General features: G+C 51.3%; 14 protein-coding genes. All 14 read left to right on the top strand.

The window, feature by feature from the left end:
• Window positions 1–263 precede the first annotated feature (263 nt).
• The 14 genes from SBL51_RS11360 (at window position 264) to SBL51_RS11295 (ending at window position 14,895) form a co-directional block, all read left to right on the top strand.
• The gene (locus tag SBL51_RS11360; protein WP_317931047.1) at window positions 264–557 is read left to right on the top strand and encodes an STAS domain-containing protein; all 294 of its coding nucleotides are present in this window, start codon (window positions 264–266) and stop codon (window positions 555–557) included.
• An 86-nt stretch (window positions 558–643) separates the two neighbouring features.
• Window positions 644–1,006 (top strand): response regulator, encoded by a 363-nt coding sequence (locus tag SBL51_RS11355; protein ID WP_317931046.1) that lies wholly within the window; start codon window positions 644–646, stop codon window positions 1,004–1,006.
• 16 nt (window positions 1,007–1,022) lie between these two features.
• The gene (locus SBL51_RS11350; protein WP_317931045.1) at window positions 1,023–3,314 is read left to right on the top strand and encodes a chemotaxis protein CheA; all 2,292 of its coding nucleotides are present in this window, start codon (window positions 1,023–1,025) and stop codon (window positions 3,312–3,314) included.
• Window positions 3,315–3,365: 51 nt separating this feature from the next.
• Window positions 3,366–3,902, top strand: a complete 537-nt coding sequence (locus tag SBL51_RS11345; RefSeq protein WP_317931044.1) for a chemotaxis protein CheW — start codon at window positions 3,366–3,368, stop codon at window positions 3,900–3,902.
• Window positions 3,895–4,419, top strand: coding sequence for a chemotaxis protein CheW (locus tag SBL51_RS11340; protein ID WP_317931043.1), 525 nt, complete (start codon window positions 3,895–3,897; stop codon window positions 4,417–4,419). Before SBL51_RS11345 ends, SBL51_RS11340 begins: the two co-directional genes overlap by 8 nt.
• A gap of 178 nt (window positions 4,420–4,597) precedes the next feature.
• Window positions 4,598–6,529 carry a methyl-accepting chemotaxis protein gene (locus tag SBL51_RS11335; protein WP_317931042.1) on the top strand — a complete coding sequence of 644 codons (1,932 nt, stop codon included), beginning with the start codon at window positions 4,598–4,600 and terminating at the stop codon, window positions 6,527–6,529.
• A 298-nt stretch (window positions 6,530–6,827) separates the two neighbouring features.
• Window positions 6,828–7,697, top strand: coding sequence for a protein-glutamate O-methyltransferase (locus tag SBL51_RS11330; RefSeq protein WP_317931041.1), 870 nt, complete (start codon window positions 6,828–6,830; stop codon window positions 7,695–7,697).
• On the top strand, window positions 7,687–8,370 hold the full coding sequence (cheD, locus tag SBL51_RS11325; protein WP_317931040.1) for a chemoreceptor glutamine deamidase CheD: 684 nt from the start codon (window positions 7,687–7,689) through the stop codon (window positions 8,368–8,370). The genes SBL51_RS11330 and cheD overlap by 11 nt, the downstream gene beginning before the upstream one ends.
• A gap of 5 nt (window positions 8,371–8,375) precedes the next feature.
• Complete coding sequence (locus tag SBL51_RS11320; protein WP_317931039.1) at window positions 8,376–9,428, top strand: chemotaxis response regulator protein-glutamate methylesterase; 1,053 nt, start codon at window positions 8,376–8,378, stop codon at window positions 9,426–9,428.
• A gap of 61 nt (window positions 9,429–9,489) precedes the next feature.
• Complete coding sequence (locus SBL51_RS11315; RefSeq protein WP_317931038.1) at window positions 9,490–10,257, top strand: hypothetical protein; 768 nt, start codon at window positions 9,490–9,492, stop codon at window positions 10,255–10,257.
• An 18-nt stretch (window positions 10,258–10,275) separates the two neighbouring features.
• Window positions 10,276–10,566, top strand: a complete 291-nt coding sequence (locus SBL51_RS11310) for an STAS domain-containing protein (protein ID WP_317931037.1) — start codon at window positions 10,276–10,278, stop codon at window positions 10,564–10,566.
• Between the two features lie 5 nt (window positions 10,567–10,571).
• Window positions 10,572–12,281, top strand: a complete 1,710-nt coding sequence (locus SBL51_RS11305; protein WP_317931036.1) for an ATP-binding SpoIIE family protein phosphatase — start codon at window positions 10,572–10,574, stop codon at window positions 12,279–12,281.
• Between the two features lie 512 nt (window positions 12,282–12,793).
• Window positions 12,794–13,615 (top strand): sulfite exporter TauE/SafE family protein, encoded by an 822-nt coding sequence (locus SBL51_RS11300; protein WP_317931035.1) that lies wholly within the window; start codon window positions 12,794–12,796, stop codon window positions 13,613–13,615.
• 119 nt (window positions 13,616–13,734) lie between these two features.
• Window positions 13,735–14,895 carry an aminotransferase class I/II-fold pyridoxal phosphate-dependent enzyme gene (locus SBL51_RS11295; RefSeq protein WP_317931034.1) on the top strand — a complete coding sequence of 387 codons (1,161 nt, stop codon included), beginning with the start codon at window positions 13,735–13,737 and terminating at the stop codon, window positions 14,893–14,895.
• Window positions 14,896–15,133: the final 238 nt, after the last annotated feature.

Genomic DNA, 15,133 nt, shown 5'->3' with positions numbered 1-15,133 from the left:
ATAAATATTGCGTCTACGCTTATTAGCACTAGCTTGCATTAGGTCTCCCCATTGATGTTCAAGGGGCTGCTTCACCCCACTTGCAGTGAGCTCAGCGCCACTGACTACGGGTGGTTACAGCCGGGATTCAGCGTGAGTGGAATAGGCAGAATTGCCTAAAGTCCTGCCCTTGTACGCCGATAGAGATAGGTGAAGTGACGGTAATCCGGCAGCAACCGCTGTGGTTTTTGGATTGGTGTATTGCGTTTTTAGGTCGACAACGGATGGCAGATAAAACAGTTTTCTCTTGCGGTAGCACGCTCGATATCCAGCAGGCCGCAGCACTGCATAAGCGGTTGAGCAAATCCATGCAGAAGGCGCTCACCATTGAGTTGAAAGCCGACAGTGTGGTGAAAGCGGATACCGCCGGCTTGCAGATGTTTGTCAGCCTAAGGCGGGAGTTGCATACCTTAGGGGGTGAATTGCTGTGGCGTAAGCCCAGTGCCGAGCTGAGGCAAGCCGCCAACCTGTTGGGGTTAACGGAACAGCTTGGTTTGAGTCCGGTTGCGGGCAGCTAGTTGTCTGGCAGTGTGATTCGGGCAGCCAGGGATGCTGCCTGAGGCGTGAAGACGTTATCTAAAGTTTTTTGTTGAGGAGTAATTGCATGGCTCGAATTTTAATCGTGGATGATTCTGCCTCCATGCGTAATATGGTTGCGGCAACACTACAATCGGCTGGACACCAGATTCAGGATGCTGCCGACGGCCAGCAGGCATTGAACAGTGCCAAGGGCGACCGCTTTGATGCGGTAATCACCGATTTAAATATGCCGATTATGAATGGCATTGAGCTGGTGCGAAATCTGCGTTCCCTACCCGATTACAAGTACACCCCGATTTTATTGCTCACCACCGAATCTTCCGTGGATAAAAAAAGCGAGGGCCGCAGTGCCGGTGCCACCGGATGGTTGGTGAAGCCGTTTAACCCGGAAAAGCTATTGGCAACGGTCAACAAGGTTCTCGGTTAGAGAAAGGGTTCGGGCCATGAGTATTGATTTCAAGCAGTTTTATCAGGTCTTCTTCGAAGAGAGCTACGAAGGCCTCGATATTATGGAGCAGGGGCTGCTGGAGATCAGCAAGGTAGGCATTACCGACTCCGAGTTAATCAATACCATCTTTCGAGCCGCACACTCTATTAAAGGAGGCAGTGCGACCTTGGGCTTCTCTGAGATGGTTAGCTTTACCCATGTACTCGAAACTCTGCTGGATGAGGTGCGGGAAGGGAATCGCGAGCTGACCGCTGAAGCCATTGATCTGCTACTGCAATCCTGCGACGCCCTGCGAGAGATGGTTCGTTCGCTGGAACAGGAGCAACCCATCGATACCACCACCAGTCAACCACTGCTGGTTGCCTTTGAAGAGCTGCTCACCGACCACGTAGCACCAACTGATGGTGAAACCACTGCCGATGTGGGCGCATTAAGTAATCAGGCCAATGCTCTGGAAGAGACCTTCTTTGGTAGCGATGGCGCTATGTTGAGCACTGATCGCGACGCTGAAATCAATACTGAAACCGATAGCGATATTGCAACCGACAGCGCCGCTGCCTGCGGTCGCTGGCTAATCGACTTCAAACCCCAGCCACAAATTTTGTTAACCGGTAATGAACCCCTGCGTATTTTTCGCGAGTTGGAAACATTGGGTGACCTTACTGTTATCGCCGATGTTACCGGTGTGCCGGAATTTGACCAGTTAACCGTTGATGAGTGTTTTATCAGTTGGCGATTGCTGCTGGCCTCAGAGGCTGACCACGACACGATTCAAGAGGTGTTTGATTGGGTGCTGGACGAGTGCCAGCTGGAGATTCGGCGGGTTAATGACGTTGAAGCGGCCGCCGTGCAGGCCCCGCAACCGAGTCAATCGGCGGTGACCGATGTGGCCGAGGTGATCGCCGCCGAGGAAGAGCCCACCGAGCAACTGGTGGGTGAGGTGGCATTAGCGCAGGTTACCGCTCCTGTCGCTGCCAGTTCGGCTAAGGATAAAACCGGCTCGCCCTCTGCACCCACTAAGACTCCTGCCACTCCCGTTAAGGCCGAGCCCACCAAAGGCGATGCCGTTGCGATGACGGGGGGTGGTTCAGGCCCCTCCATTCGAGTGGGTATCGATAAGGTTGATAATTTAATTAACCTGGTTGGTGAATTGGTGATCACCCAGTCCATGCTGTCGGAGCTCGGCAATAATTTCGATATGGAAAAGTTGGAGCGACTTGCCAATGGCCTGGAACAGCTGAAACAGAATACCCGGGAGCTGCAGGAGAGCGTGATGCGCATCCGCATGCTGCCGATCAGCTTCACCTTCAATCGTTTCCCGCGCATGATCCGGGACTTGTCGATTAAAACCGGTAAGCAAGTGGATCTGATCTTATCGGGTGAGCAGACCGAACTCGATAAAACTGTGATGGAACAGATCGGCGACCCACTGGTGCACCTGGTGCGCAACGCGGTGGATCACGGTTTGGAGCTGCCCGACGAGCGCTTGGCAGCGGGTAAGCCGGAAACCGGCTCAATCCGTCTTAACGCGGAGCACAAAGGCGGCAACATCGTTATTGAGATCACCGACGATGGCCGTGGCTTGGACCCGGAAAAAATTCTAAACAAAGCCCGGGAGAAGGGCATTGTTGCAGCCGACCAGGAGCTGTCGGATGCAGAGATTTATGAGCTTATATTTGAACCAGGCTTCTCAACGGCGGCTGAGGTGAGTGATCTTTCCGGTCGCGGTGTGGGCATGGATGTGGTGCGCCGCAATATTAAATCGCTGGGTGGGCGTATCGAAATTGAATCTCACCTTGGCCAAGGTTCCACCTTCCGTGTGCATCTGCCACTGACGCTGGCGATTTTGGATGGCCAGCTGGTGCGCGTTGGCCGGGAAGTATTTGTTATACCCTTGGTGGCCATTGTTGAATCGCTGCAAATTAAAACCGATCTGGTCAATCGGGTCTCGGGCAATATGGTGTTGTACCGTTTGCGTGACGACAACGTGCCCATCATCCCCGTCTACCGGGAATTTAATATCCAGGCAGACAACACCGAATTGGAAAATGCTTTGCTGGTGGTGGTAGAGGGTGATGGCTGCAAAATTGGCTTGTTGGTGGACGATCTGCTGGCACAACAGCAGGTGGTCATTAAAAGTTTGGAAAGCAATTACAAACGCGTTGACGGGATTTCGGGTGCGACGATTCTGGGTGATGGCTCCGTGGCGCTGATTTTGGATATCCCGGGCTTAATTAAAAACGCGGCCCGTCCCCGTAAACGAGTACACAGCAGCCGGGCTGCCTGAAGATTACTTCAGCAGGATTTGGCAAGCTTTGGCAAATAATTGGTAGGTTAGATGAACGCTGTTATAGAAGTGCCGGAAGTAGGATCGCATAACAGTAAAGAGCTCTCGCTGGAGGGCATCGATTTCATTACGGATGGCGATCAATATCTCACCTTTCGCCTGTGCAATGAACACTATGGTGTTGATATTCTCTCGGTAACCGAAATTCGTGGTTGGGAAGTGCCAACACTAATACCCAATTCACCGAATTATGTTAAGGGCGTTATTAATTTGCGCGGTGTGATTGTTCCTATTCTCGATCTGCGTATTCGCTTCCAGATTGGCCAGCCGGACTACACACCAACGACTGTGGTAATTGTGTTAGCTGTGAAAAACGACCGTATGAACTGCACCATGGGTTTTGTTGTGGATGCGGTGTCGGATGTGCTGAATGCCGAAGCCTGCGATATCAAACCGGCGCCCAACTTCGGAGGCCTGGTAGAGGCGCACTATATTCAGGGGTTGGTCAATGTCGGCAAAAATGTCGTCACCCTGTTGCATGTGGATCAACTGTTAACGCTGGAAGAGGAGGGTTCCGCACATGAGTAGCCTAGCACAGGAGTACCTCACCTTTCTGCTCGACGGTGAAGAGTTTGGTGTTGATATCCTCTGTGTGCAGGAAATTATGGTGTGGACTCCGGTTACCGTTATTCCTGGCACGCCCGACTACCTGCGCGGTGTTATCAACTTGCGTGGTTGCATTGTACCCATTGTTGATATGCGTCAGCGCTTTGGTCGGGCACCGGTCGACTACACCGAAACCACCGTGGTGATTGTTTTGCGCACCAGTGATGGCGAGCGTAGTGTGGTGGTCGGTCTGGTGGTGGATGCTGTGTCGGAAGTGTACAAGGTGGCGTCGGTCGATATCAAAGAGGCCCCGGATTTCGGCGGCCACATCGACAGCCGTTTTGTGCGCGGGCTTGCCACCGTCGATAACAAGCTGATTATCTTACTAAACGCCACCCGTCTGCTGAATGTGAAAGATCTGTATGGTGTGGTTGCTCAGGCGCGCCCGGTACCCAGCAGTGAATCTGCGGCAGACCGGCAGCCGGCAAACTGGTCCTAGGGAATGCGCGCCAGGCACAGTCATGCCTGTAGTGAACGAATTAATCAGCACCGATTTATTCAACTGTACGAAGTTAAGAACAATTTAATACTGCCGATAGATTTACATCACCGCTCTGCGACTGAATATAGGCTAGGGCTGAACGATGGTAGTCGATAACTCTTTGGAGAGGTTAACAATGGCAACTGATGAGAACAGCCAAGTGCAAGATAACTCCACTGTCTACCACAGTGCGTTAGACAACATGCTCACCGCCGTGATGATGGTGGATCGGGATTTTAAGGTAACCTACGTCAACAAGGCGACTCTTAAGTTACTGAAAACCCACGAGCATAAATTTCAGCAGGTCTGGTCCGATTTTGAGGCGAACGAGAGGTTTCTGTTGGGCCGGTGTATCGACACCTTCCATAAGAACCCCAGCCATCAGCGCGCCCTGTTGGCGAACCCGGCCAATTTGCCCTTCAATACCGATATCCGCGTAGCCGACCTGATTATTGAGTTACAGGTAACCGCTATTGTCGATCGCAATGGTGCGACTCAAGGTTTTACCCTGGAATGGTACGATGTTACCGAAAACAGGAATCGGGAGATCGAAGTAAACCGTTTAAGCAATGCGGTGCACGGTATGACCACCAACCTTATGATGGCCGATAAGGATGGGTGTATTGTCTACATTAACCCCGCATTGCGTAAAATGCTGGCGCGCCGGGAGCATGAGATAAAACGAATTCTGCCAGCCTTTAATATGGATACCCTGGTTGGTTCCAATATCGATATCTTCCACAAAAACCCCTCGCACCAGCGCCGAATTCTGGCTGACCCCAGTAACTACCCAATTCGCACGGAGATCGCTGTCGCCGATCTGAAATTCGACCTGACCGCACTGCTGCTGACCGACTCGCGGGGCAACAGTATTGGTACCGCGGTGCAGTGGATCGATATTACCGATGAGCGCAGTGCCCAGAATCAGATTGAGAACCTGATTCAGGCGGCGACCAACGGCGAATTGAGCCATCGTATCGATGTCTCGACCTACGAAGGATTTACCCGGGCATTGGGTGAAGGTATCAACGGCTTAATGGATGCGATTGTGCGCCCCATCAGTGAGACCATTACCGTGGTGCAGGCGCTGTCGGAGGGTGATTTAAATCAGACCATGGCCGACACCTATCAAGGGCAATTTGCCCAGCTGGCCGAGGCCATGAACCACTCCATTACCAATCTGAGCTCGATGGTTACCGAGATCCGCTCAGCCGCTACCAATGTCTTCAGTGCCGCTCGGGAAATTGCTCAGGGTAATGATGACCTGAGCCAGCGTACCGAAACTCAGGCCTCAAGTCTGGAAGAGACCGCATCAGCCATGGAGGAGCTCAGCTCCACCGTACAGCAAAATGCCAAATCCGCTTCGGAGGCAACCGCCAAAGCCAACGATGCCATGGAGAAAGCGCGCAATGGCGGCGAGGTAGTGAAGAATGCGGTGGCTTCCATGGAGGAGATCAATCGCAGCAGTAAGAAAATTGCCGATATTATTGGTGTTATCGATGAGATCGCCTTCCAAACCAATCTGCTGGCGCTGAATGCGGCAGTAGAGGCGGCGCGGGCCGGGGAGCAGGGCCGGGGCTTTGCCGTGGTGGCCGCCGAAGTGCGTAACCTGGCACAGCGTAGCGCCACTGCCGCCAAGGAGATTAAAGGTTTAATTAACGATAGCGTCGATGCGGTTGGTAAAGGCGCGAAGCTGGTGGACGATACCGGTGAAACCTTTAACGACCTGGTAAGCGCAGTATCGGAAGTGGTGACTATGGTTTCGGATATCGACTCTGCTGGCCGTGAACAGTCGGCGGGAATCTCCGAGGTAACCAAAGCGGTATCGCAAATGGATGAGATGACTCAACAGAATGCGGCGCTGGTGGAGGAGGCATCCGCCTCCAGCCGGGCCATGGAAGATCAGGCGAAATCGCTGCTCGACCAGGTGGGCTTCTTCCAGGTTGAAGATCAACCCGCAGAGGTGGCCAGCTTCAGAGCCGCGGCCAAGCGCCGGCCACCAGCACCGGCCGCTCGCCGGCCGGCCAGAGCGGCTATGCCTGTCGACGATGAGTGGGAAGAGTTTTAACCAACAGGCGGGATGCTTCGTAAATGGCCAAGCTGATAACTTATCGGCTTGGCCTTTGGTTGTTAGCCGAAGCGAAAAGGGGCTGACGCTGGAGCGCGGCCGGTTCATCGGAAGAGCGGATAGTTCATATAAACAGTGGCGATATGTTAAGCAGGATGAAAGGCTGCACGCCAGGCAGTGGTCGCCGGGGATTATACACTCTCTCCTTCGTTATCACTGGCTGTTGCGTTGTAACGGCAGCCTGCCAGTTGCATGCCATTGAGATTGAACGCGGGTGTAGGTTTGCAGAGGGTTAATAGTGAGCGCCCCACGAGCAGAACAGTACAGCCTGAATGCAAAGCAGTTTAAAACGCTTTGCACCATGGTCTACGACATGACTGGTATCGTTTTGGCCGATAGTAAGCAGGAGATGGTCTATCGACGTTTGATGCGCCGTATCCGGGAGCTGAAGATAGCGAGCTTCTCCCTCTATTTCGATCTCTTGCAATCCAACGAGAGCGATGAGCTGAGGCATTTTGTTAATGCCATCACCACTAATCTGACCAGCTTCTTTCGTGAGTGCCATCACTTCGACTATCTCAAAGAAAGTTTTCTTCCCTCTCATCTGACCAGCCAAGGGGCCAATTCGCGTCTGCGCATATGGTCCACGGCCTGCTCAACAGGCGAGGAGCCCTATTCAATCGCCATCACACTGGCTGACTTCTTTGGCGGCAAGTTATCCGGTTGGGATGCCAAGATCCTCGCCACCGATATCGACACCAATGTTCTGGCTAAGGCCAAAGCCGGTGTTTATTCGGCTGACCGGGTAGGGAATATTGAGCCAGAGATAGTTAGGCGCTGGTTTCTTAAAAGTAAAAACAAGAGTACCACTGAGGTTAAGGTATCTACTGCACTGCAGTCACTGATTACCTTTAAGCCGCTCAACCTGATTGGGACCTGGCCCATGTGCGGTCCATTTGATGTAATATTTTGTCGCAATGTACTGATCTACTTCGATAAAACAACACAGCAGGCGCTGTTACATCGGTTTGTCGAGATGTTACGCCCGGGAGGGGTGTTAATGCTGGGCCATAGTGAAAGTGTCGCCAAAGGCTATGAACAACTGTTAGCGGTGGGAAAAACCACCTTTATTAAACGAACTGAAGCGGCGTTGGCACATGCACGTTAGTGATGAAAAAGATCTTGGCAGAAAGTCGCTGTTTGACAACAAACCGTTGCATGGCGCAGAGGCCACCTTGTCGGGCTTTGAACATGTCAATCGGTATTGGGATCGCGCCGCCTCTGTTGTGGTTGCCAAAATTCTGCCGGGTGAGTTTTATGTCACCAGGAACCCAGAGGTCATCGCCACGACGTTAGGTTCTTGTGTGAGTGCCTGCCTGTGGGATGAGGTGAATGGTATAGGTGGTATGAACCACTTTATGCTGCCCCTGACTGACGTCGAGGCATCGAAGGTAACCTGGGGCAATATCGTTAGTGATGCCACCCGCTATGGTAATTACGCCATGGAGCATCTAATTAACGAAATGTTGAAAAATGGCGCGGCCCGGCGCAATTTGCGCGCTAAGGTATTTGGCGGCGGTAAAGTTTTGAATCAGCGCAATGATGTTGGCCGCAAGAATGCCGATTTTGTCCTGCTCTATTTGCATCAGGAGCAGATAGAGCTAGTCGCTCAGGACTTGGGCGATGTTTACCCGCGCAAAGTACTGTTCGATCCATTAACCGGCAAGGCTCGGGTGAAGAAAATTCGCTCGATGCACAACGATACCATTATCAACAGGGAGCGTGACTACCAGCAATCCATTGGCACTAAACCGGTGGAGGGGGATATCGAGCTCTTTTAACGCTTATGAAGCCTATTCGAGTACTTATTGTTGATGACTCGGAGCTGATCAGACAGCTGTTGTCGACGATCTTGTCTGGCGATGATCACATCGAAGTGATTGGTGTGGCGGAGGATCCCTATGAAGCTCGTGACAAGATCAAAAAATTAAGCCCGGATGTTATCACCTTGGATATCGAGATGCCGAAAATGGACGGCATCACTTTTTTGAAAAATATTATGCGCCTGCGTCCCCTGCCCGTGGTCATGGTATCGACTCTTACGGAAAAGGGGGCGGAGATTACCATGGAGGCGCTGGAGTTGGGGGCTATCGATTTTGTCGCCAAACCCAAAGTCGATCTGCTGTCGGAGTTGCCCAGAATGGCCGGGGAGATCTGCGCCAAGATCAAGCAGGCGGCGCGGGCGAAAGTAAGCAACCTACAGGTAGAGGAGCGAATCCGGGTGGCCGGCAGCCAACCGGCGCGCGCACAATTTAAACGCAATGCGCTGGATCTGATTGTGATAGGTGCCTCTACCGGTGGGACCTTGGCATTGAAGGATGTGCTGAGTGATCTGCCGAGCCTGATGCCTCCGATAGCGGTTGTACAACATATGCCTGAAAAATTCACCACATCCTTTGCCGACCGGCTCAATCGAACAAGTGCCTTAAATGTTATCGAGTGTGACGAGAGTGGTATGACACTAAAAGCAGGCTCTGTTTATATCGCTAAAGGTGGTGAACATATGAAGTTGGTACAACGTAATGGAGGCTTGATCAGCTTGTTGGAGAGCTCGCCACCGGTCAATCGCCACCGTCCCTCCGTCGATGTGTTATTTGATTCTGTGGCAGCGATGGAAAACTTAAAAGTGTTAGCAGTATTGCTTACCGGCATGGGGGCTGATGGCGCCAACGGTATGGGTAATTTAAAAGATCATGGGGCAACAACCGTCGCCCAGGATGAAGCCTCGTCCATTGTTTGGGGTATGCCCAGAGTGGCCGTGGAAACGGGTGTGGTTGATAAGGTTTTGCCACTTAATAAAATCGCTGAATATCTTGTTCACTATTGTTACAAACATTAAGAGTGTCGAACGGGGTTGGCCGGTTGGCCCCCAGCGTCACTCTGTTAATTTGAGTTATCTAATGAGTTTCCAGAATTTTCTAAAGTGCCACCTGCTGCCAGTTTTGGGTTCGGCCCTGCTGGCGTTATTCATCGTGGTGGGTGTGAGTCAATGGCTACTTGGCATATTGGCAGTGGCCTTGGTTCCCTTGTGGTATTTCACAGTTAGCCGAATCTCTGTCAGCACTGCTGATAGTCGACCGGGTAAAAATTTTGGTTTTAGTGATCTCTTTCACCGGGAGATGTCTTCGATCGGTGATAACATTGAGCAGATTTTGAATGAGGAGTCGGCTCACATCAATGAGCATATCCATCGTATACGCAGTTTAATCCAGGACGCCACGCTCGATTTGCAAGCGAGTTTTAGCGTGATTATGGCCCAATCGGAGCAGCAGTCTTCGCTACTTTATGCGCTCGCTGCTGATCAGCAACAAAATCAGTGCGAAGTGTCTGACAGTGTAATGACGGCAGTTAATGTCGATGCGGCCAAGGTTCTGGCCGAGTTGACTAAAACCTCTGAGCAGATTCATGCTGAGGTGAATAATTCCATTCGCGCACTACAATTTGACGATATTGTCAGTCAGTTGTCTGGCCATATTCAGCAACGCCTGGAGCATATCAACCAGGTGGCGCTGGTGGCACACTCCGATGTGGCCTCGGCTACACAGGTTAGCGATTTAACCAAGGTGGCAGAAAGGTTAGCTGCCATGCGCACATCATTTCACGCCCAGAACCTATCGGCTAAGGTTGCACAAACCGATATGGACGAGGGCGACGTAGAACTGTTCTGATAGGGAGTGTTGCAGTGTATGACCATTACAACGAATGCGGTAGATGGTGTTGTTACAATTACTCTGGGTAACAGTTTCGATTTTGACTCAGTAGTTGAATTCCGGGAGGCCTATGTCAGTAATCCCGGCGCAGAGTACCAAGTTGATTTTCGCAATACTGAATATATGGAAAGCTCCGGCTTGGGTATGTTATTGAATATGCTGCGTCACACCGGTGATGGTTCTATTATCCGCCTGATTAACTGTCGGCCTCATATTTTGAAAATATTGCAAATTTCCAACTTTCAGCAGAAATTTGAGATCGGTTAATCGTTATGGCGGTATTAATTGTCTCTGACGACCAGGCGCTTTGTAGTCAGGTAGCAAAGGTCGTGGAGCAGTGTGGCCTGGAGGCACTGGCGGTTGCTGCTAAGCATTTGAGCCAGAGCTTGCAGGACCATTTTCAGTATCTGCCGGCGCTGGTGCTGGTTGACTGTAGCAAACGGGCTTCGGCTGGAGCCGGCGCACTGGCCGTGCTCGATGAGTACGCTACCCGCCGAGTGGCTGACTTTGGTTCAACCTATGACTCGATGCTTTTTGCGATCACCGAAGACGATGCTTGGCTGCCGCCAGCAGCACTCTCTATTGCGATTGATGACGTAGTCAATACCCCCATTAATGCGAATCTGCTGGCCTTGAAGATCGCTTCTCACCAGCGCAGGCAGGCGCGTTTCCGCCAGGTTGATAACGATAGGCGAGCGTTGCTGCACCATCAGGAAAATCTTAAGGTGGAGCAGCAGTTGCTGCACAATATTTTCAATCGTCAGTGCCAGCAGTTACTGCTTGACCTGCCCAATTTCCGCTATCAGATTTCCCCCATGTCACTGCGCAACGGTAACTTCCTGCTAACTCAAGTCAGCAGGACGGGCAGCACCTACCTGGCCTTGGGGCAGATCCACGCCCGTGGCCTGCCAGCTGCGGTAGGGGCTTTGAGCCTGTTCCCGGTGTTTCGGGCGATGGCGGAGAAAGGTCTGCCAGTGGGCAGTATTGCGGCCGAGTTAAATCGGGTTGCCCGGCAAAATTTGCCGGAGACCATTCCTGTTGCCGTTACACTGGTGGAGCTTAACCGTGGTGGCCAGCAGCTTACCGTCTGGTCTGGTGGCATGCCCAAACTGATTCTATTGGACAGTGCCTGTCGCTTGAAGCAGCTGCTCAATTCCGATCGGCCCCCTTTGCAATCCTCTGATGATCACCAGTTTTGCCAGGATGTGGATCTTTATCGAGTGGAGCAGGGTGACCGCCTATTTCTGGTTACCGATGAATTGTTACAGATCACCAACTATGAAAACATCGCCTACGGTTGGGACCGCTTGTTGTCACTCTGTGATGGTTTTGCTGCGGATCTGTTTCAGGCAGTCGCAAAATCCCTGGAGCAGTTCAATGAGGGGGCCAGTCAGCTGGGTGATATTACTCTGGCTGAACTGGTTTGTGAGCCTTTGGCGGAGGCGATGGCCCAGCCGCAAGGGGATGAGCCGGTATCGGCGATCAATTGGGATCTCTCCATCGAGCTGGATGCCGATGCTCTACGCCGGACCAACCCGGTTCCACAGGTCATTCGCATGTTGGCTAATGTCGATGGGCTGGCCCGCCATCAGGACTTTCTCTCCACCATCTTGACGGAGCTCTACAGCAACGCCCTGGAGCATGGTGTCCTGGGACTGGACTCACAGATCAAAGCGACAGAACAGGGTTTTCTGGACTATTACCAGCAAAGAACCGAGCGCCTCGCCGAACTTAACTGTGGTTGGATTAAGATCCAGTTGGCCTATTTGGGTGAGCGCGTGCTGCTCACGGTTCAAGACAGCGGTGCGGGGTTCGACTATAGCCAGGCAGCGCACATGGACGATGAACGCACCTTTGGTCGAGGTATGGCGATCGTGCGGGCACTCTGTTCCCGTATTGACTTTTCACAGCAGGGGGCCTGCATCCAGGTAACCTACCCGCTTAATCAGGAAAGCCTCGACGTCCAGCCGAACGCCTGCTAAGTGCGTCGGTATCAGGCAATTCCACCCTTAAAAATCCTCTCCAATTAGTCAGGTTGGCTTTTGTTAAAGGCAATCTAGAGGGCACCAACTTTGGTAGTGCCTCTGGCTATTTGACACAAAAGTGCCCAAATAGCCCCGGTTCTAGGTAAAACTGCCCCCCTGAGCAGCCCCATAATAAGTCATTCTCCGTCCCCTAAGGCACCAAGATGGCCCTCAATTGCTTTTTTGACTCGTTGGACAGGATTGGAACAACGCTGGAGCCCCGAATTTCGGGGCTTCGCCGCTTTTGGAACAGTTCTTGTAAAGGAGATTGGCGATTTTTGCTTTTCTCGGGTTGTAAGTTCTATGTGTTTGTTTGCTTGTCCACGTTTCCTTGGTGTTGATGTTTGTGGTTATCAGGGAGGTGGCTGCTCCTGACGTTTACCATTGCTCGCTATCGTTTGTGATAGCTCCTCTACCAGCTCCGCATTTGCGGAAAAACCCATGAGAAACATTTTGTAAGGCCCGAGGCAATGGAACTCGAATTAGTAGCATTTATGGCTGCCCTGTTGGCAGCAGGCAGTATCGCCGGTATTACGGCAGGTTTATTTGGTAACGGTGGTGGCTTTGTTGTTGTGCCGGCGTTACTCGCGGTATTCCCTTTCTTTACGGATGACCAATCGGAACTGATGCGGGTTGCCATTGGGACATCGTTAGCATCCATTATTATTTCCAGCGCCAGGTCGGTTCAGGCTCATAAAAAGAAAGGGGCGGTAGATTTTCAAGTTTTGAAAAGCTGGAGTATCTGGCTGCTTGTGGGAGTGGGATTTGGTGTTTTGATCGCTTCACAGGTACACAGTGAAAACCTGGTGGTTATATTCGCTTCAGGTGTTTTGGTCTACTCCATCTACTTTTTGTTTCCTCATTGGTTTAAGCCAAAGCGGACGGATATTGAAATGCCCACTGGCCCGTTTCGCGCCGCGCTGGCTACGTTTCTTGGCGGCTTCTCATCGCTGCTGGGCATTGGCGGTGGCACGATCACAGTGATTACCATGGTGATGTGTCATCGAACTGTGCACCAGGCTGTGGCCACAGCGGCCGGCGTGGGTTTTATTATTGGTTTGCCTGGCGCAATCGGGTTTGCGGTGATGGGTTTTCACCATGCCAATCTACCCTGGGGTTCTCTGGGTTACATTAATATTCCAGCGTTAATTGCTATTGCTGCAGCTTCAATCATTACTGCACCCATTGGTGCAAAATGGGCCCACAACCTGAATGAACTGCATTTGAAAAGATTGTTTGGCGTTTACCTGATAATCGTATCCGCAAATATGTATTACAAGGCCTTGGTATAGTCGCCGCTCACCGTTAATAAAAGTGGGTGGCCGGACTGGATTAGTCCATTGAGCTTAAAAAATTTAGTTTAATAAATTGAGTAAACAGTGGTGCAGCCACACTAGTGAGGAGATGAGACATGAGCATACAATTCAATCGACGAGGATTCCTGAAAGGTGCTACGGCACTGGCGTCCGCAGCCTCTGTTGGTGGTCTTGCACCGAATATCGCTTTGGCCAGCGATATGAAAGTGCCCGCTGATTTATACGGGCCCACTCCAGATATTGCCAAATTAAATTCCAATGAAAACCCTTATGGCCCAAGCCCTGCGGCATTGAAAGCCATTGAAGAGGCAAGTAAGCATGGTGCTTACTATGTGAGTAAATCTGTTCGCATGTTGGTTGACATGATTGCCGAGCGCCATGGCCTTACTGCGGAACAAATTTCACTCTCCTCTGGTTCCAGTGGCATCCTTACCTGGACTGCCATGGCTGCGGCCAGCAAAGGTCGCATTTTAGGCCCGGACCTGTTCTGGGATACCACTGCGCGCGCACCACAGCGCACCGGTGCCCCTGAGCTGCTGCGTACCCCTAAAACTGCCGATATGGGCATTGATCTGGACGCTATGTATGACATGATTGACGATAGCGTCAGCATGGTGCAGGTCACCAACCCCAATAACCCAACGGGCATGTTGATTGATACCGACAAGCTGCGTGAGTTTTGTAAGAAAGCCTCGAAGAAAACTCTGGTTCTGGTTGACGAAGCCTATAACGAGTTAACCGATTTCACCGAGAAAAACTCCATGATTCCTTTAATTAATGAAGGCTATAACGTCATGGTTGCTCGTACCTTCTCCAAAATTTATGGCCTGGCCGGTATGCGCGTTGGCTATATGATGGGCAGTCCGGAAAATATCCAGTGGGTTTCCGGTTACGGTGCCGGTTACTTCACCTTAAACCAAGCTGGCATCGCCGCGGCTATTGCTACCTACAATGATTTTAAATTCCTTGATTATGTGAAATCTAAAGTGGTTGAAGCTCGCGAAATTGTTGCCGATGCGGTAAAAGCAAATGAGCTTAAAGTGCTGCCATCACAGACCAACTTTATGTATGTTGATTTGGGTAACCGTAGTGCCGAAGTTTTCCGCCAAAACATGGAAAAGCAGAAGGTTCTTATCCGTGGTATTTACCAGGACTACACGAACTGGTCTCGTGTGAGTATGGGCTTCATTAAGGACGTGGAGAAATACGCGAAGGCTATGCCGAAAGCACTGGAAATGACTCCGCTTATAGGCTAGGTCATAATTTTTTGCACGGGCTTTGTTGTAAGACTTTAGTCTAAAAAGCCCGAATAAAGTGCTCTTTATAAAAGCCCTGTCGAGCTGTCGGCAGGGCTTTTTTTGTTATTAAATCAGTAGTTGGCGAATATTCATATCGTGTTCATATTCGAGCACATGACAGAAAATGTGCACATTGCTAGTGCGGTATTTTTGAATAAATAAAAAATCTATCTAACAGCCGGTTTATTAATTTCCT

This window comes from Halioxenophilus sp. WMMB6 (genome assembly GCF_033283405.1).
GTDB lineage: Bacteria > Pseudomonadota > Gammaproteobacteria > Pseudomonadales > Cellvibrionaceae > Halioxenophilus.
The sequence above is the reverse complement of the archived record's forward strand: the minus strand, read 5'-3'. Positions and strand labels throughout refer to the sequence as shown.

Bases quoted from the DNA above. Each gene is read 5' to 3' on its own strand.
- SBL51_RS11300 (WP_317931035.1), top strand. From the start codon at position 12,794: ATGGAACTCGAATTAGTAGCATTTATGGCTGCCCTGTTGGCAGCAGGC.
- SBL51_RS11360 (WP_317931047.1), top strand. From the start codon at position 264: ATGGCAGATAAAACAGTTTTCTCTTGCGGTAGCACGCTCGATATCCAG.
- SBL51_RS11310 (WP_317931037.1), top strand. From the start codon at position 10,276: ATGACCATTACAACGAATGCGGTAGATGGTGTTGTTACAATTACTCTG.
- SBL51_RS11315 (WP_317931038.1), top strand. From the start codon at position 9,490: ATGAGTTTCCAGAATTTTCTAAAGTGCCACCTGCTGCCAGTTTTGGGT.
- SBL51_RS11320 (WP_317931039.1), top strand. From the start codon at position 8,376: ATGAAGCCTATTCGAGTACTTATTGTTGATGACTCGGAGCTGATCAGA.
- SBL51_RS11340 (WP_317931043.1), top strand. From the start codon at position 3,895: ATGAGTAGCCTAGCACAGGAGTACCTCACCTTTCTGCTCGACGGTGAA.
- cheD (WP_317931040.1), top strand. From the start codon at position 7,687: ATGCACGTTAGTGATGAAAAAGATCTTGGCAGAAAGTCGCTGTTTGAC.
- SBL51_RS11355 (WP_317931046.1), top strand. From the start codon at position 644: ATGGCTCGAATTTTAATCGTGGATGATTCTGCCTCCATGCGTAATATG.
- SBL51_RS11295 (WP_317931034.1), top strand. From the start codon at position 13,735: ATGAGCATACAATTCAATCGACGAGGATTCCTGAAAGGTGCTACGGCA.
- SBL51_RS11335 (WP_317931042.1), top strand. From the start codon at position 4,598: ATGGCAACTGATGAGAACAGCCAAGTGCAAGATAACTCCACTGTCTAC.
- SBL51_RS11345 (WP_317931044.1), top strand. From the start codon at position 3,366: ATGAACGCTGTTATAGAAGTGCCGGAAGTAGGATCGCATAACAGTAAA.
- SBL51_RS11350 (WP_317931045.1), top strand. From the start codon at position 1,023: ATGAGTATTGATTTCAAGCAGTTTTATCAGGTCTTCTTCGAAGAGAGC.
- SBL51_RS11305 (WP_317931036.1), top strand. From the start codon at position 10,572: ATGGCGGTATTAATTGTCTCTGACGACCAGGCGCTTTGTAGTCAGGTA.